Source organism: Paraburkholderia sp. GAS38, assembly GCF_050434965.1.
GTDB classification, from domain to species: Bacteria; Pseudomonadota; Gammaproteobacteria; order Burkholderiales; family Burkholderiaceae; genus Paraburkholderia; species Paraburkholderia phenazinium_A.
This window is the reverse complement of sequence record NZ_JBNDJO010000020.1, coordinates 61,863-81,219: the sequence shown is the minus strand read 5'-3', so window position 1 is coordinate 81,219 and position 19,357 is coordinate 61,863. Positions and strand designations below refer to the sequence as shown.

The 19,357-nt window shown below is 62.3% G+C and carries 19 protein-coding genes and 3 tRNA genes; 12 read left to right on the top strand and 10 right to left on the bottom strand.

The features are described 5' to 3' along the window. Positions 1-79 precede the first annotated feature (79 nt). Positions 80-673 (top strand): TetR/AcrR family transcriptional regulator, encoded by a 594-nt coding sequence (locus P3T42_RS33945; protein WP_429308452.1) that lies wholly within the window; start codon positions 80-82, stop codon positions 671-673. A gap of 39 nt (positions 674-712) precedes the next feature. Here P3T42_RS33945 and P3T42_RS33940 read toward each other — a convergent pair whose 3' ends face one another. Together P3T42_RS33940 and P3T42_RS33935 are read right to left on the bottom strand one after the other, a co-directional pair. Further along, positions 713-1,924, bottom strand: coding sequence for an MFS transporter (locus tag P3T42_RS33940; RefSeq protein ID WP_429308451.1), 1,212 nt, complete (start codon positions 1,922-1,924; stop codon positions 713-715). A 125-nt stretch (positions 1,925-2,049) separates the two neighbouring features. After that, positions 2,050-2,976: a LysR family transcriptional regulator gene (locus P3T42_RS33935; RefSeq protein ID WP_074300439.1), complete on the bottom strand. Its 927-nt coding sequence runs from the start codon at positions 2,974-2,976 to the stop codon at positions 2,050-2,052. Positions 2,977-3,094: 118 nt separating this feature from the next. Here P3T42_RS33935 and P3T42_RS33930 point away from each other — a divergent pair, with 118 nt between their 5' ends. From P3T42_RS33930 to P3T42_RS33920, 3 genes are all read left to right on the top strand, one after another. Next, positions 3,095-4,219, top strand: coding sequence for an aldo/keto reductase (locus P3T42_RS33930; protein ID WP_429308450.1), 1,125 nt, complete (start codon positions 3,095-3,097; stop codon positions 4,217-4,219). Positions 4,220-5,031: 812 nt separating this feature from the next. Next, entirely contained in the window at positions 5,032-5,181 is a 150-nt protein-coding gene (locus tag P3T42_RS33925; RefSeq protein ID WP_171991723.1) for a hypothetical protein, read from the top strand. A 232-nt stretch (positions 5,182-5,413) separates the two neighbouring features. Beyond that, positions 5,414-6,010 carry a chorismate mutase gene (locus tag P3T42_RS33920; protein ID WP_074300441.1) on the top strand — a complete coding sequence of 199 codons (597 nt, stop codon included), beginning with the start codon at positions 5,414-5,416 and terminating at the stop codon, positions 6,008-6,010. 14 nt (positions 6,011-6,024) lie between these two features. Here P3T42_RS33920 and P3T42_RS33915 read toward each other — a convergent pair whose 3' ends face one another. Further along, entirely contained in the window at positions 6,025-7,182 is a 1,158-nt protein-coding gene (locus P3T42_RS33915; protein WP_074300442.1) for an exonuclease domain-containing protein, read from the bottom strand. 427 nt (positions 7,183-7,609) lie between these two features. After that, a complete protein-coding gene (locus tag P3T42_RS33910) occupies positions 7,610-7,813 on the bottom strand; it encodes a cold-shock protein (protein WP_074300443.1) in 204 nt (67 codons plus the stop codon). Between the two features lie 414 nt (positions 7,814-8,227). Between P3T42_RS33910 and P3T42_RS33905 the strand changes: the two genes are divergently transcribed. Both P3T42_RS33905 and P3T42_RS33900 read left to right on the top strand, forming a co-directional pair. Next, a complete protein-coding gene (locus P3T42_RS33905) occupies positions 8,228-8,476 on the top strand; it encodes a hypothetical protein (RefSeq protein ID WP_074301728.1) in 249 nt (82 codons plus the stop codon). A 542-nt stretch (positions 8,477-9,018) separates the two neighbouring features. Further along, positions 9,019-10,170 (top strand): porin, encoded by a 1,152-nt coding sequence (locus tag P3T42_RS33900; RefSeq protein ID WP_429308449.1) that lies wholly within the window; start codon positions 9,019-9,021, stop codon positions 10,168-10,170. 117 nt (positions 10,171-10,287) lie between these two features. Here the strand turns inward: P3T42_RS33900 and greB are convergent, their stop codons facing one another. After that, on the bottom strand, positions 10,288-10,857 hold the full coding sequence (gene greB / locus P3T42_RS33895; protein WP_429308448.1) for a transcription elongation factor GreB: 570 nt from the start codon (positions 10,855-10,857) through the stop codon (positions 10,288-10,290). A 119-nt stretch (positions 10,858-10,976) separates the two neighbouring features. On the opposite strand from greB, the gene P3T42_RS33890 reads away from it, so the two are divergent. After that, positions 10,977-11,053, top strand: a tRNA-Arg gene (locus tag P3T42_RS33890). Positions 11,054-11,138: 85 nt separating this feature from the next. Beyond that, positions 11,139-11,215: transfer RNA gene (locus P3T42_RS33885), tRNA-Arg, on the top strand. Positions 11,216-11,293: 78 nt separating this feature from the next. Here P3T42_RS33885 and P3T42_RS33880 read toward each other — a convergent pair. From P3T42_RS33880 to P3T42_RS33860, 5 genes are all read right to left on the bottom strand, one after another. After that, complete coding sequence (locus P3T42_RS33880; protein WP_074300446.1) at positions 11,294-11,782, bottom strand: phage protein NinX family protein; 489 nt, start codon at positions 11,780-11,782, stop codon at positions 11,294-11,296. A gap of 83 nt (positions 11,783-11,865) precedes the next feature. Then, the gene (locus P3T42_RS33875; protein ID WP_074300447.1) at positions 11,866-14,238 is read right to left on the bottom strand and encodes a RelA/SpoT family protein; all 2,373 of its coding nucleotides are present in this window, start codon (positions 14,236-14,238) and stop codon (positions 11,866-11,868) included. An 81-nt stretch (positions 14,239-14,319) separates the two neighbouring features. After that, positions 14,320-14,523 carry a DNA-directed RNA polymerase subunit omega gene (gene rpoZ / locus P3T42_RS33870; protein ID WP_031359151.1) on the bottom strand — a complete coding sequence of 68 codons (204 nt, stop codon included), beginning with the start codon at positions 14,521-14,523 and terminating at the stop codon, positions 14,320-14,322. 60 nt (positions 14,524-14,583) lie between these two features. Next, positions 14,584-15,264, bottom strand: a complete 681-nt coding sequence (gene gmk / locus P3T42_RS33865) for a guanylate kinase (RefSeq protein ID WP_074300448.1) — start codon at positions 15,262-15,264, stop codon at positions 14,584-14,586. A gap of 30 nt (positions 15,265-15,294) precedes the next feature. Then, the gene (locus tag P3T42_RS33860) at positions 15,295-16,218 is read right to left on the bottom strand and encodes a YicC/YloC family endoribonuclease (protein ID WP_074301729.1); all 924 of its coding nucleotides are present in this window, start codon (positions 16,216-16,218) and stop codon (positions 15,295-15,297) included. A gap of 239 nt (positions 16,219-16,457) precedes the next feature. On the opposite strand from P3T42_RS33860, the gene rph reads away from it, so the two are divergent. From rph to P3T42_RS33840, 4 genes are all read left to right on the top strand, one after another. Further along, positions 16,458-17,210 (top strand): ribonuclease PH, encoded by a 753-nt coding sequence (gene rph, locus P3T42_RS33855; RefSeq protein ID WP_074300449.1) that lies wholly within the window; start codon positions 16,458-16,460, stop codon positions 17,208-17,210. Between the two features lie 76 nt (positions 17,211-17,286). Then, complete coding sequence (gene rdgB, locus P3T42_RS33850; protein WP_429308490.1) at positions 17,287-17,877, top strand: RdgB/HAM1 family non-canonical purine NTP pyrophosphatase; 591 nt, start codon at positions 17,287-17,289, stop codon at positions 17,875-17,877. A 5-nt stretch (positions 17,878-17,882) separates the two neighbouring features. Next, complete coding sequence (gene hemW, locus P3T42_RS33845; RefSeq protein WP_429308489.1) at positions 17,883-19,103, top strand: radical SAM family heme chaperone HemW; 1,221 nt, start codon at positions 17,883-17,885, stop codon at positions 19,101-19,103. A gap of 65 nt (positions 19,104-19,168) precedes the next feature. Next, positions 19,169-19,258, top strand: a tRNA-Ser gene (locus P3T42_RS33840). The last annotated feature ends 99 nt before the right edge of the window (positions 19,259-19,357 follow it).

The window sequence follows — 19,357 nt, the reverse complement described above, 5'->3', positions numbered from 1 at the left end:
ATCTGTAGCGCCGTCAACCGGCGAGTGCTATGATCGAAGCGAGTGTTTCGGCATGACCAATCTTTGAGGTTGAAGCGGAATGAAGAAGGGAGAACCAGCGCGCGCAGCCGCACCGGATACGCGCGAGCGCATCCTGCGGACCGCCAGCGAACTTTTCTATCGCGAGGGCACGCGTGCAGTGGGCGTCGACCTGATCGTGGAGCGGGCGGGTGTCGCCAAGACCAGCCTGTATCGTCATTTCGGCACGAAAGACGATCTGATCGAAGCCTTCCTGCTCCTCGAGGACGAAGACTTCTGGCGGCACTGGGATGGCGTCGCCGCACAGCACAAGGGCGCGCCGCGCGAGGAACTGGACGCGCAACTTCAATGGATCGGCGAACGTATCGCACGGCCGGGTTACCGCGGTTGCCCGCAGATCAACATCGCCGCGGAATATGCGGACGACAGCCACCCGGCCCGCAAGGTCGCGGTAGCGCACAAGCAGGAACTGCGGCGGCGGCTCGCGGAGTTGGGGCGAGCCTTGCGCGTCGATGAGCCGGAGACGTTTGCCTTACGGCTGGGAACCATCATCGACGGCGCACTCAGCAGCGGTCGCGCACTGCACGCAGAGGGCCCCGTACGGTTCCTGCAGGAACTGGCGCAACTCCTGATTCCGAAAAAGACCCGCAAGTGACGCCCTCGTCCTGCATCGCGTCACACCATACATCGGGCCTCAGGCGGCCGGCGCGGCGCCATCCAGCGCGGGTCTACGGCGCGTAAGCAGCAACAGCAGAAGCAGCGCCGTACCGGAACACAAGATCGCAACCTCCAGCAAGGCGTCGCTGCCTAACCGGGTCAACAGCGCGATAAACAGCGGCGGCGCAGCGGCTGAAATCACGTTCAGGGGCAGCGCGATGCGCGACGCAGCCAACGCGTACTCGGCCTGGTCATAGAACACCAGCGGTATGGTTGCGCGCGCAACGGCAAGTGCGCCGCTCCCCAACCCATAGACCACGACGAACACCACGACCGCCGAATGCGACCCGTGACCCACGATCAGCAGCACCATCGCCACAGGAAGCGCAATGCCCGCAAAGATGCCGGTGGAAACGCCATCCCATTTGCCGCCGCCGAGGAAATCCACCGCTCGCGCGCCGACCTGAATCACGCCGAGCGCCGAACCGAAGGCGACGGCCTGCACCGCGGGCAGTCCGACTGCCTTGAGCAATTCGATAAAGATCGCGCTAAACCCAAACGTGACGAACGCATTCAAGGCGATTGCTGCCGCGATGAAGTAGAACGTGCTGCGGCGCGCCGGCACCTGGGCCGCTGCGGCGGGGAGACTGCGCGCGCGTTGAGGTGCGCCCGGCGTCTTCGCCGGAAGTCCGAACACGTAGAGCGGAAGGGATACGAGCATCATCATGCCGGCATAGACCGCGCAGGTTCCCTGCCAGCTCAACGCGTTCGCCAGCAGCGATGCCAGTGGCCAAAAGAAACTGCTCGATAGCCCGGTGAGCAACATCAGGCCGCCGATCGCGCGTTTCGCCTTCGCTCCGGCCAGTTCGTTGAGCATGATGTAGGCGGCCGTCGAGAGCGTGGCGCTCCCCGCGGTTCCCAGTGTTACCCAGGCCGCGAAATACATGAGCGGTCCACGAGACGACGCAAGCACCAGGAACCCCAGGGCCGCCAGGACCGTGCCGCCCATCATCAGGCGCCGTGCGCCCAATCGGGCGAACGCGCGGGCCAGAAGCGGCGCCCACAGTCCCATCACGACATAGAACACGGAGCCGCCGGCGAACACCGACGAAAAATCCATCCGGAGATCGACGGCCATCTGCCTTCCCACGATCGCCGGCAAGCCGACGGTGCCCCAGCCGATGATCTGCGTGACGGACAAGACGAAGAGCGGGACGGCGATCTTTCTGTCGAATGAAGGAATACGCATCGGCTGTCCGTCGTCAAAGGAAATGGGACTTCAGTGGGCGAACCGGTGTGCAGCGTTTCGACTGCCGGCGCAAACCGATTTTAAGCAGTCTTTTTAGGCGCGTCTCGGCAGACAGGCGGATTGGATCATCGGATTGGCGCCGCAGGCCGGTTCAGCTTGCCCTGCAGGAAGTCGATCAGCACGCGCAGCTTGAGCGGCATCTGCGCACGGCTCGCGGTGTACAGATAAAAGCCGGCGAATCTCGGGCACCACGCGTCGAGTACCGGCACGAGCCGGCCATCGGCAAGCTGCTCCCGCACAAAGTCTTCCATCACGTGCAGCAATCCGACACCCTGCTCCGCGGCGCGCACCATGGTGCGCAAATCGTTGGTCACGAAGCTGCCGTGCGTGTCCGCCTCGAACACCCGCGACGGATCGCCCTGCGCCGCAAACTCCCAGCGGTAAATCCCGCCGCTGGTCGAGAAGCGGTAGCGCAAACAATCGTGCGCGGACAGATCGTCGGGCGTCTGCGGCTGGGGATAGCGCTCGAAATAAGCCGGCGAGCCGGCCACCACAATGCGGATCTCGCCGCCCAGAGGAATCGCCACCATGTCCTGCGCGAGCCGCTCGCCCAGCCGGATCCCGGCATCGAAGCCTTCGCCGACCAGGTCCGCGAGACCGTCGTCGAGCGACATCTCCAGGCTGATATGCGGATACAGGCGAGCGAACTCGCCCAGATGCGGCGCGACCAGCAGTTCGCTCGCCACGCGCGCGAGGTTGATGCGCAAGGTGCCGGCCGGATGATCGCGGGTTTCGTCGAGCGCGTCGAACGCGGACTCGAGGGCCGCGAGCGCGGGCCGCACGCGCTCCAGAAACTGCATGCCCGCCTCGGTGAGGGCGACGCGGCGGGTGGTCCGGTTGAACAGGCGCACCTTGAGCTGCGTTTCCAGCGTGCGCACCGACTGGGACAACGCCGACGCCGAGACGCCCGACTCGCCCGCCGCACGCGTGAAGCTGCCGTGCCGCGCTACGGCGGCAAATGCCATCAATGCCGGTAATTGAGCGGGATCCATACGTCGTTTCCATTGTGAAGCACGACTTCATAATCCTTCCAGACAACCGCTATTTTTCCAAGCAAAGAATCGGCGCAGGATAGCTCCATCGACCCACGTGTTCTGGAGGACACCCGCCATGACCATGAATCACTACACCCTGCTCGGCCGTTCCGGCCTGCGCGTCAGCCCTATCTCGCTCGGCACGATGACCTTCGGCACCGAGTGGGGCTGGGGCGCGCAGGAGCAGTCGGCGCAGCGCCTGTTCGATCTCTATGTGGATGCGGGCGGCAACTTCATCGACACCGCCGACCTCTACACCGAAGGCACCAGCGAAACATGGCTGGGCAAGTTCGTCGCGGCGCGCGGCCTGCGGGACCGCCTGGTGATCGCGACCAAATACGGCTACAACGCCGGGAGCGGGAATCCGAATGCCGGCGGCAACCATCGCAAGAATCTGCTGCGCGCGCTGGAGGGCTCGCTCAAACGCCTCGGCACCGACTACATCGACCTGTACTACCTGCACACGTGGGATCGCGTCACGCCCGTCGACGAAGTCATGCGCGCGATGGACGACGCAGTGCGGGCGGGCAAGATCCGCTACGTCGGCCTGTCGGATACGCCCGCGTGGTTCGCCGGACGCGCCCAGACGCTCGCCGACTGGCGCGGCTTCGAGCCGGTGGCGGCCATGCAGCTCGAATACTCGATGATCGAGCGCAATGCCGAGAATGAGTTTGCCGACCTCGCCGCCAGTCTCGGCATGGGGCTCGTGCCGTGGAGTCCGCTCGGGATGGGCGTGCTGTCGGGCAAGTATCGTCCGTCGCAGGACGGCGCGAGCCGCGGCGTATCGGGTGACGGCCGGCTGGCAAGCCTCGCGGGCAGTCCCCCGCCCGGCTTCGACAAACTGACCGAGCGCAACTTCCGCATCGTCGCCGAACTGGAGGCCGTTGCACGCGAAGCGGGCCGGCCAATGGCGCAGGTTGCGCTGAACTGGCTGCACCAGAAGCGCGGCGTGTCGAGCATCATCGTCGGCGCCACCAAACCGGAGCAATTGCAGGAATCGCTCGGGTCACTGGAGTTCACGCTCGAGCCGGCGTTGATCGCACGACTCGATGCGGTGTCGGAGCCCGCCCGGCCGTTTCCGTATTACATGTTCGCCGACGGTCATCAGGCGCGCATCCACGGTCAGGTCGAGGTGACCGACAAGCCCGCGGCATTCGACCGCCCGGTACGCGTGCCCGCTCCGCGACCTGCTGCTTCCTGACGCGCGCGGTAGATCGGCTGACAGATTGTTCCGCGTTAATTCGTCAGGCTAATTCCTGAAACCGTTTACAACCTTCCGACAATTGCACGCCGCTTTCAATCGGAATGCGGCGTGCATTCTTCTTTTCATAGACATACGTAAAAGAACGTCAGACGCGTCAACGGAATGCGCTAATTCGTCGTTAACCAAAAAATGCGGAGCAATTCGACGCATTTGAATTGGGCAGCGAACGGAGCCTATACGTTTCGGACCACATTGTGTCCTGTGTGCAGTGCAGCGAATGGATTGCTTAACGCTCCTGACAATCGACCGACGTGACCTGGGGAACCCGGCATGTCTGGACGCAACGCGCGCCGCAGTGAAGGCTGCGCGAAGCACCATGACCTGTACGGCATGCCCACGCGCAAAGGATGTCGGTACGCTGCAACGCACCATTTTAGCGCTGCATTTGCAGGGCGAAACGCATTTGGCGCACATCCGGCACGCACGACGACGAAGCACCGGTAGCGAGCCGTTGCAGGTTTCAGGTTGGACTAGCGAGCGGGGTCGAGACTATGCACAACACGCTGCCGCAAGACCGCGTGCTACACGTGGTGGCACGCGCGGCGGACACCGCACCGACGATCCGAGCGAATCAGTGCGACCGTTCGCAAATGCAGGGCAACCGTTAAATTTTATTCAAACGAATTCAAGCAAAGTGACGCTGTGCCGTTAAAGCAACAAATGGCGAATGAAATGCGGCGTTATGGGTTTGCAGCACTGGTGCAAAACGGGGACCGAGGCTGATAATCGGTCCGTACAGGAGAAATATCATGGATGCCAAACCGCCCAAGATTCCGACCCCGGATAAAGTTTTCAGTCCGGATCCGGAACCCGCTGGCGTTGAGTTCCTGGGCGCCGAACTGCCTGAGCATGTTCGCGCGTTCTTCGACGAACAACGCAAGTCGTGCGAGCAGAAGTAACAGTCAGCTGGCGCGCTGCAACATCGGGGAGTCGCACGCTGTGCGTCGCCGGTGACCCGCTGCGCGCGTGCTACGCAGGTCGCAACGGGTCGCGCTAGCCGATCGTACGCGCTGAGGTTCGCCTCATAGCGCGTGATCGTCGTGCGTCTCGTCACCGCATCCGCGCCGCTTCCCCTTCGCATCGTTTATTCTTCAGGCTTTTCCGCTTCGACCGTTCGGTCGCTCTTCCTTCATGAACCGTTTGTATCGTAGTGGCGTGCTGGGCGCGCTTGCGTGGTGTGCCGCATTGGCTCTCACGCCGACACCCGCTCACGCAGACAGCGACGACACCGCCCTGACCAACCTGATCTCGCTCGTCTCGCAACGGCTCGCGCTGGCCGAGCCGGTCGCGCGCTGGAAATGGGCCAACCATCAGGACATCACCGACACGCCGCGTGAAGCCGCCTTGCTCGCCGACGTCGCCAAACGCGCCGCGGCCGCGCAGGTCGATCCGGCGTTCGCCCGTGCCTTCTTCCAGGACCAGATCGACGCCAGCAAGGAAGTGCAAAACGCCCTGTTCGCCACCTGGCGCAGCACCCGGCCGCCCGAAGGCGCGCCGCCCGACCTCGCCACCAGCACCCGGCCGCAGCTCGATCAGCTCACCCAATCGATGATCGCCGGGCTCGCGCGCGTGCAAACGCTGCGCGCGGCGGCGGACTGTCCGTCGCGCGTCGCGCAGGGGATTGCAAACTGGAAGACGTTGACGCGCTATGACTCCGCGCGCTCGGGTGCCCTCACCCATGCGCTCGGTCACGTGTGCGAAACGGGCGGAGTCGGCGCGACCGGCTAGATCGGCTATGCCGCTTAGGCGACGCTCGCCGCGGCCGCGACGACGGAAACGCCCAGCGGCATGACCCGTAAGCCACGCGCCAGATGGCTTTGCAGAATCCGGTAGGTGGAGAGTTCGAAGGTACCGGTCCCGGTGACGCTCGTTGCGTGCAAGCTCGCCGCCTCGGCAAGCGTTGGGGCATGCCCGACGTAACGCCAACGGTCCACCACGTGAAAGGCGCGCGCCTGCAATTCCGCGTCGCGCTCTTCGAAGACAATGGGACCGTCGAACGGCCAGGGGGCATCGACAGGGTCGCTCTTCGCCCCCCGCGGCAAACGGTTTTGCCCCGGGCGCAGCGTCGCGATCCATTGCGCTTCCGCCAGCATGGCGCCCAGTTCGCCGCCGGTTGCGAGCCATTCGACACGCCGCACCTGTTGCGCGAGCCGCAGGTCTTTCGACGAACGGCGCTCGCCGGTCAGATGCGAGCGCAGACGCTGCCGGACCCGCACACTACGGCCGACGTAGAGCGGCACATCCTCCTCCCCGAAGAACGCATAGATGCCGCAGCCGGCGGGCGCCGTGTCGAGCAGGTCTTCCGTGATCTCGCCGGCCAGCCGGTAACGCCTAAGCGTGCGCTCGATCTGCGCCTGCAGCACTTCGAGCGGGACGAGGCCATGCAGACGCTGCCAGAACTGCCACAGCAGATCGGCGTCGGCGAGAGCACGGTGGCGGTCGGACGGTACCAGCGCGTGACGCTCCACCAGCGCGTCGAGTCCATGGCGCTTTTCCGCCGGAAACAGCGCGCGCGACAGACGCACCGTGCACAGCACATCCGGGTTGAACGCGAAGCCCGCGCGACGAAACTCACTGCGCAGAAAGCCGCGATCGAAACTTGCGTTATGTGCAATAAACAGCTTGCCGTCCAGACGCTCGAAAAGGCCGGGCGCGACGGCATCGAAGGTGGGGGCGCCGCGCACCATGGCATCGGTGATGCCAGTCAATTGCTGGATAAACGGCGGAATGGCTTGTTGCGGGTCGACCAGCGTACTCCAGCGGGACACACCCTCGGGCCCCACTTCGACGACGCCGACTTCGGTGATGCGATGCTCGCCGGTCGAACCGCCTGTGGTCTCGAGATCGACAAATGCGATCGGCATATCGATCGCGGGGTTCTGCAAAAACTGTTCAGACATGGGGACGGATAGGTTTCGATGCGTAGCTTGCGGCAAGTATGCACCAGTTGGCGTCCGGACACGCAAGCGGCATGGCCGCTTTAACGCCAAGCGCGAACAGTCCGCGGTCATTGCTCTTTGTGATTGGAAGCCGCCGTCGCCCACGCGGGATTATATTTTTATGACCGGCATGCTGGAGAGCCGGGTGTTTTTTATACTCGAAAACCCTGGGTAACTAGCGTGAAACGGCGCAATATAACTTAAGCACGTTATATAAACAAAACGGCGCCCTTTTTAACCGGATTCCGACATGTCATGACGACGCTCGCCAGAACATGTTCCCGAAAAGACAGGCACCAATGCTTTGGCCCATAAAAAAAGCCCCCGGCAACGCGAGGGCTTTCTTCGTTCCACGATGCAGTGCATGCGACTGCATGGTCCGCACGACTTACAGGGGCTGGATGTTTGCCGCCTGCTTGCCCTTCGGGCCGGTCTTCACTTCGAAGGAAACGCGCTGGTTTTCCTTGAGCGACTTGAAACCTTCGCTGCGAATTTCCGAGAAGTGAGCAAACAGGTCGTCACCGCCGGAGTCCGATGTGATGAAGCCAAAGCCCTTAGCATCGTTGAACCATTTTACGATACCGGTTTCCATATTCCAGTTTCCCTCGAGATTTGATTTAAGACGGGCAATGCCCTCAGCCGATTACGATGCGCCCTGATACAGGTACGTGGCAACGATACGCTATCACGTTTGCTAATCGAAAATTCAGCATTGCCGTTATACGGGGAAGAAAGATCGGCCGTCAAGAGAATTTTTAATCGGCGCTTATCAGGTTAAAACATAACGGAATAACACCTGATCTGGCGCAATAGCCAACCACCTGTTAAGTAACAACCGAATAAGCGATACGTCGTTTTTACTCGATTAAATCCTCATTACGCATATCACCGGGAATTTTTCCCGCTATGTGTAACAAATCATGACATTCGTAAGTGTTTGTCCGGGTTGCTCGAGTAATAGGCCCCGCTCATGATGGACATGCGCAGTTGGTATCGGGAGATTGGCATGCTACTGAACGAATACCGTCGCCTCGCCGCATGGCTTGGCCGCGCGATCCACAAGGCACCCGTGGACACGACAACGCCGGCGGCCACAACCAGTTCGGCGTTCGACTTCGATCCCATGTGGCACGGCGATCACTGGCAAAACCTGCTGTCTTCCCCAATGGACGCACGCCACTATGTAATGGAAGATTGGAGCGTCGTAACGGACACTGATTTCGAGACAGCCGGACTGGCCGCCCAGATTCGCTAAAAAGAACCCGCCGGAATGATGGGCAAACGAAGGGCAAAAAAAAGCGCGACTGGGAAGTCGCGCCGACAAAGGTTTGGAGATCTTTTTCGTCAACGAAAAAGTCTGCTTCGGAAAGCAGAGACTTAAGTATATAGCGGAAGCATCTGATGATTTGAGGCGCAATCGGCAATCATCTATTGCGGATACGACAACAATGTCGATTTTTCATCGTTTTGGCGTTGTTTTTTTACATCGTTTCATGTAGCAATTGAACAACGCGCCACGGTTGACACCGCCGCCCTCACCCCCTTCTATCCCCGCAAAGCCTTTTCCAGCAAGGCCTCAACAGGCATCGCCAATAATTGCGCGTCAAGTAATACTTTATTGCGCAAATCGGAATGTCAGCTGGCCGACCGCATCCCTACACTCTGCCTGTCCGGAAACAAGCGCGCTGGATGTACCGCGCGTTTTCACGCAGATCACATCGCCTCTCGCAGCGTAAGCGTGACGTTTCCTTGAAGCCTGGGTTTCCAGAAACCCATCCTGTTCTCGGAGTTACAAAGATGAAAAAGACACTCATGGTCGCGGCCCTGACGGGCGTTTTTGCTACTGCAGCGCACGCACAAAGCAGCGTCACGCTGTACGGCCTGATCGATGCCGGCATCACCTACACGAACAACCAAGGCGGTCACTCGAACTGGCAAGAAACGAGCGGCTCGGTCAACGGTAGCCGTTGGGGCCTGCGTGGTTCGGAAGACCTCGGTGGCGGTCTGAAGGCAATCTTCACGTTGGAAAACGGCTTCAACATCGCTAACGGCAACCTCGGCCAAAACAGCCGTGAATTCGGCCGTCAAGCGTTCGTCGGTCTGGCAAGCGACCAATTCGGCGCAGTGACCCTCGGTCGCCAGTACGACAGCGCTGTTGACTACCTGGGCCCGTTGGCACTGACCGGCACGCAATACGGCGGCACGCAGTTCGCTCACCCGTTCGACAACGACAACCTGGACAACTCGTTCCGCGTTAACAACTCGATCAAGTTCCAGAGCGCAAACTACAGCGGCTTCAAGTTCGGCGGCCTGTATGGCTTCTCGAACGACGCAGGCGAGTTCTCGAACAACCGCGCATACAGCGTGGGCGCGTCGTACAACTACGGTGGCCTGAACGTTGCAGCTGCATACCTGCAACTGAACAACAGCGTCGGCGCACTGGGCGCAAGCACGAACTCGAGCGGCGCGGTCAGCGGCGACAACACGCTGCTGGCTGGTCGTCAGCGCACGTTCGGTGCTGGCCTGAACTACACGTTCGGCCCGGCAACGGCAGGCTTCGTGTACACGCAAACGAACCTCAACAACTTCGCTGGCATCAGCTCGAGCGCTTCGGGCATTGCTACGACGGGTGTGCAGTTCGCAAACGTAACGAGCGGTCACTTCCAGAACTTCGAACTGAACGGCCGTTACCAGATCACGCCGGCTATCAGCGTTGCTGGTGCGTACACGTACACGCAATCGAGCATCGAAGGCACGAACCCGAAGTGGAACCAGTTCAGCCTGCAAACCGCGTACGCGCTGTCGAAGCGTACGGACGTGTACCTGCAAGGCGAATACCAACACGTCAGCCAGGACGGCTCGGGCCTGAAGGCAGACATCAACAGCCTGGCAGCTTCGGGCAACAACAACCAAGTCGCTGTGACGGCTGGCCTGCGCCACCGCTTCTAAAGCATCAGGTTGTAGCAGTATCGAAAGGCGCCGCTTGCGGCGCCTTTTTTTCGTTCTCAGATAGGCGCAAGCGATCCCGTGGTGGGCGCCCTGTCCGTGTCCGCGCCTTGGGACCGATCAGCCGCCCGCATCCGGCGGCGGATAATGGACGTCGACCACATCGATCGGTTCAGGCCCCGCCGGCGTATGCAGCGTCACCTGGTCGCCGATCCTCGCCTTCACCAGCGCCCGTGCAACGGGCGAGATCCAGCTCACCCGGCCGTGGTCCAGGTCGACCTCGTCGACGCCGACGATCGTCACCGTGTGCGTCTCGCCGTCCTGTGTCTCGTAGTCGACGGTAGCGCCGAAGAACACCTGATCGACGTTTTCCTGCTTGCTGCTGTCCACGATCTCCGCGAGATCGAGGCGTTTGGTCAGGAAGCGGATGCGCCGGTCGATTTCGCGCAGACGCCGCTTTCCGTAGATGTAATCGCCGTTTTCCGAACGGTCGCCGTTCGAGGCCGCCCACGACACCAGCTTCACGACCTCCGGGCGCTCCTCGTCGATCAGATGCAGCAATTCATCGCGCAGCCGGCGGTAACCGGCAGGCGTAATGTAGTTCTTCGCACCTGCGGGAATCGCAGGTTGCGCGACGTCGAGGTCGTCGTCATTTTCTTCACTCGACTCTTTGACAAAGGCCTTGTTCATGATCTTCCATAGACTGCAGCAAACCCTGCCTATCAAGGTTACACGATCGAGACAATGAGACAAATCGTAGTTTGAGGCTTCCCTTTTTTTGAAGCTTTGCTATAATCCCGTTTCTGCGTGCGGCTGTAGCTCAGTTGGATAGAGTACTTGGCTACGAACCAAGGGGTCGTGGGTTCGAATCCTGCCAGCCGCACCACTTATTTCGAGGGCCTCCCTCCGGGGAGGCCCTTCTGTTTCACCCCGGGGTTGTTGTGATACCGGCGTTGTACCCGTTTTAGCGTGCGGCTGTAGCTCAGTTGGATAGAGTACTTGGCTACGAACCAAGGGGTCGTGGGTTCGAATCCTGCCAGCCGCACCACCTTATAAAGGGCCTTCCAGATGGAAGGCCCTTTGTCTTTGGTTCGACGGATTACGACACCCCGCAGGGACGAACACGTTACCGGGGTGCAGACTGAATGTCGCCGATCTGCCCATCGGGCACCGGTATGTCTTCGACAGAGAGATCCCGGGTTTCTTCGCCGATAAGCGCCGCACTCAGGCCTGCGAGCGCCTGAGACTGCTGCAGCACGTCATCCACAGCGTCGCCGAAACGGCTCGCCACAAATGCGCGCAGTAGCGCGATACGCAGCGTCTCGCCGCGCCCCTCTGCCGTCCTGTGACCACCTTCGAAGTCCGCGATGCAGTACGCCTGCTGACGGCTCCCATGCTCGCGCACCTCCAGCCGCTGTGCGCGCTCCAGCACGACTGCCGCCGCCTCCCACGACGTGGACGGCGTGAAGCGTCCATCCCACGGACGTCCACGATCCTCGCCTCGAATCGAGACGGTCTCTCCGCTGTCGGTAAAGTGAATTTCGCGCACGAAGTCGTGCAGGCTGCGAGCCACCCAATAATCGAGCGCCGCGCCGGCCAGGTCAGCTACGTTCATCGCATGTCCCCTTAAGAACAGGGTGAGACTCGAATCCGGTGTGAGTGTTCAGACTTGCGCCGTGGCGCGCGGGTGGTGCCCGGTCAGTAATCGGCCCGCTCGCGATCGATGCGCATCCCGCCGTCATGACGGTGATGCCCTTCCTCGCTTGGCCGTTCGCGCGCGATGCGCATCACGTCCGGATTGGTCCTGACGCGGCGCATCACATTGGCGAGATGCACCCGGTCGCTGACCTGAATCACGAAGCGCAAAACGGTGGATTCCTGCGACAGGTCTTCGTCCATCGCGATGTGGACGATGTTCGCGTCGGCGGAAGTGATATCCGCCGCCACGCGGGCGAAGACACCCTTGGTATTCTTCACGAGCACCTTCACCGCGACGTCGAACAGACGTCCGGGCTGCGGCGCCCATGCCACGTCGATCCAGCGGCCTGGGTCGCGCTTGTGGATGCGCTGGGCGACGCGGCAATCGGTGGTATGGATGGCCATGCCGAGACCGATGCCGATATAGCCCATGATGTCGTCGCCCGGAATCGGCCGGCAGCAGGCCGATAGCTGGACGGACATGCCTTCCGTGCCGGTGATCACCACCGGCGGCGCATGCGAGGTGTGGCCGGATTCGGAGCGCGGGCTGTCGTCGTCGGCGTCGCGGCCGCTCATCAGCACCTCGATGCGCTTGGCCATCACCGCTGCCACGCGCCGGCCGAGGCCGATGTCCGCGAAAATCTCCTGGCGGCTCTTGTTACCGGTCCACTGCACGAGCTTTTCCCACGCTTCCGGCGTCACATCCGACAGCGCGAGGTCGTAGCCCTTCAGCGCCTGGTCGACCAGCCGTTCGCCCAACTGCACCGACTCGTTCAGGCGCATCGTCTTCAGATAATGACGAATGGCCGAACGCGCTTTGCCGCTTCGCACAAAACCGAGCCAGGCCGGATTCGGCTTCGAATACGGTGCCGTGATCACTTCCACGATATCGCCGCTCTTCAGCTCGGTGCGCAGCGGCAGCAATTCATTGTTGATCTTCACCGCGACGCACTGGTTGCCCAGGTCGCTGTGGATCGAATACGCGAAGTCGAGCGCGGTCGCGCCGCGCGGCAACGCCATGATCTTCGACTTCGGCGTGAACACGTAGACCGCGTCCGGGAACAGATCGATCTTGACGTGCTCGAGGAATTCGCTCGAATCGCCCGCTTCGCTCTGAATATCGAGCAGCGACTTCAGCCACTGATGCGCGCGCTTTTGCACGTCGTTCAGGTCGGCGCCGCCGTTCTTGTACAGCCAGTGCGCCGCGACGCCCGCTTCGGCGATCTCGTGCATCTTGCGCGTGCGCACCTGAAACTCGATGGGTGCGCCGAACGGACCCACCAGCGTGGTATGCAGCGACTGGTAGCCGTTCACCTTCGGGATGGCGATGTAGTCCTTGAACTTGCCCGGCACCGGCTTATAGAGCGCATGCAGTGCGCCGATGCAGGTGTAGCACTCCAGCGCGCTCTCGACGACCACGCGGAACCCGTACACGTCGAGCACCTGCGAGAACGACAACTGCTTGTCGCGCATCTTCTTGTAGATGCTGAAGATGGTTTTCTCGCGGCCGGTGACTTCGGCGTCGAGCTTCGCGTCCGCAATGGCGCGCTGCACCGACTCCAGAATCTTGCCGACCACTTCCCGCCGGTTGCCGCGCGCCGCCTTGACGGCTTTTTCGAGCGTGGCGTAGCGATGCGGGTTGAAGTTCGCGAAGCTCAGGTCCTGCAGCTCGCGGTAGGTATTGTTCAGACCGAGCCGGTGAGCGATCGGCGCGTAGATATCCAGCGTTTCGCGTGCCACGCGGCGGCGCTTTTCCGGCGGCACCGCACCGAGGGTGCGCATGTTGTGCAGCCGGTCGGCCAGCTTGACGAGAATCACCCGCACGTCGCGCGCCATCGCGAGCAGCATCTTGCGGAAATTCTCCGCCTGCGCCTCCTCGCGATTGCGAAACTCCATCTTGTCCAGTTTCGACAGGCCGTCGACCAGTTCCGCGACCTTCGCGCCGAAGCGCTCGGCGAGTTCGGCCTTGGTCACGCCCTGGTCTTCCATCACGTCATGCAGCAGCGCCGCCATGATCGACTGGGCGTCGAGCTTCCAGCTGGCGCAGGTCTCCGCGACAGCAACCGGGTGCGTGATGTAGGGTTCGCCGCTCTGGCGATACTGGCCGAGGTGGGCCTCGTCGCTGAAGTGGAAGGCCGCCTTGACGTCCTTGATCTCTTCCGGCGACAGATAGCCGGACAAGGTGGTGGTCAGCTTGGCGATCGAAACGACGTCGTGCCGGCGCGGCTGCTCCGGCGTGGCGGTCGGCCCGAACAGATGGCGAAACGACTGTTCGAGGACCGCGTCGATGTACTTGCGTGCAGAAGCCGGTGAGTCGCCCTCGTGGGCTTCGTGCTCCACTTCCGTGACGGGGGGCGAGGGATTGGTGCTCATATTCGCCTCCGTATCGGGTTGGGCGCCGGTCTGCACGCGTGTGTTGAATTACATGGCAATCGAATACGGATGAAGCGTACCTTAGACCGGTACCTTCTTCAGCATTTCGACGCCAACCTGGCCTGCCGCGATTTCACGCAGCGCGACAACGGTGGGCTTGTCGCGGCTTTCGATCTTCGGTGTGTGCCCTTGTGCGAGCTGGCGTGCGCGATAAGTTGCGGCAAGTGCCAGTTCGAAACGATTCGGGATCATTTTCAGACAGTCTTCGACGGTAATGCGGGCCATGTTGGGTTCCTTCTCAGTATGTTGCTTATTCTACCTTATGTGCTCGGTACCTCGCCGCGATCACGCGTGCGGAAGGTGGATGCCAAGCTGCACAAAAAGGTCCGTGTGGCGTGCGTATTGGGAGGCGAAGCGCAAGCGCGTCGAAGCAACCAGACACTGCAGCTCCGCGAGTGCGCGGTCGAAGTTCTCGTTGATCACCACGTACTCCGCTTCAGCCGAGTGTGCGATCTCGCTACCGGCCGCCAGCAGGCGCCGCGTGATCACGTTCGGTTCGTCCTGGCCGCGCTTTTTCAAACGCTCTGCGAGCGCTTCGAGCGAGGGCGGCAGAATGAAAATTTCGACTGCATTGCGAAACTGCTTTTTGACCTGTTGCGCGCCCTGCCAGTCGATTTCGAGCAGGACGTCATGGCCGCTTTTCATCTGCTCTTCGATCCACAGACGCGAGGTCGCATAGTAGTTGCCATGCACCTCGGCGCTTTCGAGGAACTCGCCCTCGGCGTGGCGCTTCAGGAAATCGTCGACAGTCGTGAAGTGGTAATGCTCGCCGTCCTTCTCCTTCGGACGCGGTGGGCGCGTCGTGTAGGAGATCGACAGGCGGATCGCCTCGTCGCGCGCGAGCAGCGCGTTGACGAGCGTCGACTTGCCCGCGCCCGAAGGCGCGACCACCATGAACAGGTTGCCGGGATAAGCACCGGCGTAGGGATTGCGCGGTGCGCTGCTTTCGCGTGTGTGGTCGGTCATTGCAATCGTTGTCCGAGAGTGGCTCGAAGATTACTCCAGATTTTGTACCTGCTCGCGCATCTGTTCGATGAGCAGCTTCAGGGTCATCGACGAATCCGCCAGTTCCTTCGCGGCCGCCTTCGAGCCGAGCGTGTTCGCTTCGCGATTGAGCTCCTGCATCATGAAGTCGAGGCGCTTGCCCACCTTGCCGCCCTTTTCGATCACGTGACGCGTTTCGTTCAGGTGAGCGGTCAGACGCGACAGCTCTTCCGTGATGTCGATGCGGATGCCGTACATCGTCACTTCCTGACGGATACGCTCGGCGATTTCCTCGCGCGAGATGCTGGTCGTCGCCGTGTCCGGCACGGCGATGCCGAGCGCTTCCTGCAGACGCTCGACAATTTTCTGTTGATGCCGGGTGATCAGTTCCGGCACCAGCGGCGTGATCCTGGCGACGATCGCTTCCATCTCCGTGACGTTGGCGAGCAGCATCGTCGCCAGTTGGGCGCCTTCGCGGCCGCGCACGTCGATCAGATCGCCAATCGCCTGCTTGCCGCACGCCAGCACCGCGTCGCGCAACAGATCCGCGGCCACGCCGCTCTCGGCCAGCACGCCCGGCCAGCGCAGGATCTCGCCGGTGCGCAGGCGGCCGGCTTCCGGAAACGCGTTCACAACCGCGCGTTCCAGCAGCGCCAGTTGGCCGAGCGCCTCATGATTGATCGCGCCGGCGTTAGCCGACTGTTCGCTACGCTGCAGATTGATACGGATATCCACCTTGCCGCGCGAGAGCTTGTTCATCAGCATTTCGCGCAAGGTCGGCTCGCAGACCCGCACGTCTTCGGGCATCCGGAAGTTCAGATCGAGGAAGCGCGAGTTCACCGTGCGCAGTTCGACCGATACGCTCACGCCGCCGTTGCCTGAGGCCGCTGCGAGTTCGCGCGTGGCGCTCGCATAGCCAGTCATGCTGTAGATCATCATTTGTCTCGCGATGGAGGCCATGCCGTTGAGCGGCTGGCCGGAAGAGTCGAATCGCCCGGCGTGTACGAGACGCGGGGCGGGGAAGCCGCATTATCCCATTTTTGGCGGGATGTCCCGCCGTACGCGGATCGGGCCTCCCCGGCAGCGTACGCTGGAGCGCATAAGGAGCCGCCCCGCGCGATCAGCGGTAAAATCCACGTTTCCCTCCCGCACTCTCTCCACACCGATCCCCAACGATGAACGACACCACCGCATTTTCCAAAGGCCGCCCCAGCGGCCGCCGCGCCGACCAGCTGCGCGACGTGCGCATCACGCGCCACTATACGAAGCATGCGGAGGGCTCGGTGCTGGTCGAATTCGGCGACACCAAGGTGATCTGCACGGCGAGCATCGCCGAAAGCGTGCCCGGCTTCCTGCGCGATCGCGGCCAGGGCTGGTTGACGGCTGAATACGGCATGCTGCCGCGTGCCACCAACACCCGCAACGACCGCGAAGCCGCGCGCGGCAAGCAGACCGGCCGCACCCAGGAAATCCAGCGGCTGATCGGCCGCGCGCTGCGCTCGGTGTTCGACCTCGAGAAGCTCGGCCAACGCACGATGAACATCGATTGCGACGTCATCCAGGCCGACGGCGGCACGCGCACGGCCAGCATCACCGGCGCGTTCGTAGCGGCGCACGACGCGGTGACGAAGCTGCTCGCCAGCGGCAAGATCGAGCGCTCGCCGATTACGGACTTCGTGGCGGCGATTTCGGTGGGCGTCTACAACGGCCTGCCGGTGCTCGATCTCGACTACGACGAAGACTCGCAGTGCGACACGGACATGAACGTGGTGATGACCGGTGCAGGCGGCTTCGTGGAAGTCCAGGGAACGGCCGAGGGCACGCCGTTCTCGCGCGACGAGATGAATACGCTGCTCGATCTCGCGCGCGACGGCATCAGCACGCTGGTCGCGAAACAGAAGGCAGCGCTGGAGTGGCAGGGTGAATGATCGTCAAGGCGCCGGCGGCGCGGCTTCGCAGGCTTCAGGGGCTGCGCGGGACGCAGCCCCTGGTTCGCTCGGCAAGGTGGTGCTGGCCTCGAACAATGCGGGCAAGCTGCGCGAGTTCGCGGCCCTGCTGGACGCGGCCGGCATCGAACTGATTCCGCAAGGCGCGCTCAACGTGCCCGAAGCGGAGGAGCCGTATCCGACCTTCGTGGAGAACGCGCTGACAAAGGCGCGTCATGCGGCGAGGCTCACCGGCTTGCCGGCACTCGCCGACGACTCGGGACTCTGCGTGCGGGCACTGCGTGGCGCACCCGGCGTGTATTCGGCGCGCTACGCGCAACGGGCCGGCGGCCCGAAGAGCGACGCGGCGAACAATGCGCATCTCGTCGGGCAACTGCAAGGCGAGGCCGACCGCCGCGCCTACTACTTCTGCGCACTCGTCCTCGTGCGCCACGCTGACGACCCCGAGCCGCTGATCGCCGAAGGCCGCTGGCCAGGACAGATCATCGACGTGCCGCGCGGCGCGCATGGCTTCGGCTACGATCCGCACTTTTTCCTGCCGGAGCTGGACGCCACCGCGGCCGAACTCGACCCGGCGGTGAAAAACACCAGCAGCCATCGCGCGATCGCGCTGCGGCAACTGCTCACGCGTCTGACGGAGGAAGCGTGATTCCCATCCAGCCCGCCGGCCAGAGCGGCGCCGGGGTGATCAAGGCGTTCACGGCGCCGGGCCGCATCCATCTGACGTCCCTGCCGCCGCTGGCGCTTTACGTGCATTTCCCGTGGTGCGTGCGCAAGTGTCCGTACTGCGATTTCAACTCGCACGAGTGGAAAGGCAATGCGTTCCCGGAGACCGAGTACCTCGACGCGTTGCGCACCGATCTCGAACTGGCGCTGCCGCTCGTGTGGGGACGCCAGGTGCATACGGTGTTCATCGGCGGTGGGACGCCCAGCCTGCTGTCGGCGGCGGGACTCGACCGGCTGCTCTCCGACGTGCGCGCACTGCTGCCGCTCGACGCCGACGCCGAGATCACGCTCGAGGCCAACCCCGGCACCTTCGAGGCGGACAAGTTCGCACAGTTTCGTGCGAGCGGGGTGAACCGGTTGTCCGTGGGGATCCAGAGTTTCAACGAGGCGCATCTGAAGGCGCTCGGGCGGATCCACGACGCGGCGCAGGCGCGCCATGCCGTAGAGGTCGCGGCTACCACCTTCGACAACTTCAATCTCGACCTGATGTTCGCGCTGCCACGGCAAACGCTCGCGGAGTGCCAGGCGGATATCGAAACCGCGTTGTCGTTTGCGCCGCCGCATCTTTCGCTGTACCACCTGACGCTCGAGCCGAACACGCTGTTTGCGAAATTCCCGCCGCCGCTGCCGGACGACGATTCGTCCGCCGACATGCAGGACTGGATTCACGAGCGCACCGCAGAGGCCGGTTACGGACGCTATGAGGTATCGGCGTATGCGCAGCCGCATCGTCAGAGCCAGCACAACCTCAACTACTGGCGCTTTGGCGACTACCTGGGCATCGGCGCCGGCGCGCATACGAAGCTGTCGTTTCCGAACCGCATCCTGCGGCAGATGCGCTACAAGCATCCGACCACTTTCATCGAACAGGCCAAAGCCGGTACCCCAGTGCATGAAGAGCACGAAGTCACGCCGCGCGATCTGCCGTTCGAATTCATGTTGAACGCGTTGCGGCTCGTGGAGGGGTTTCCCGTGCATCGGTTCATCGAACGTACGGGCATGTCGATGACGTCGATCGAACCAGCGTTGCAGGAAGCGGAACAGCGTGGCCTGATCGTGCGGGATTACGAAAAGATCGCACCGACGGCGCTTGGGCAAGCTTTTCTGAACGATCTGCAGGGGCTGTTTCTGAAAGACCCTGAGCCGTAACTTCGCAGTGATTTTGCGTGCGGAGTTGCCGGGGCGGGGAGATTTCAGGTTACAATTTCGGGCTTGGAGGTGTGGCCGAGCGGTTTAAGGCACCGGTCTTGAAAACCGGCGAAGGAGCAATCCTTCCGTGAGTTCGAATCTCACCGCCTCCGCCAGAACATCCCGCTCGGGCTTATGCCGTTAGAGCGGGATTTTTACTTTCTGAGCGACTCACTCATACCCACGCTGTTGTCGCAAGCGTACTGCGGTCTACT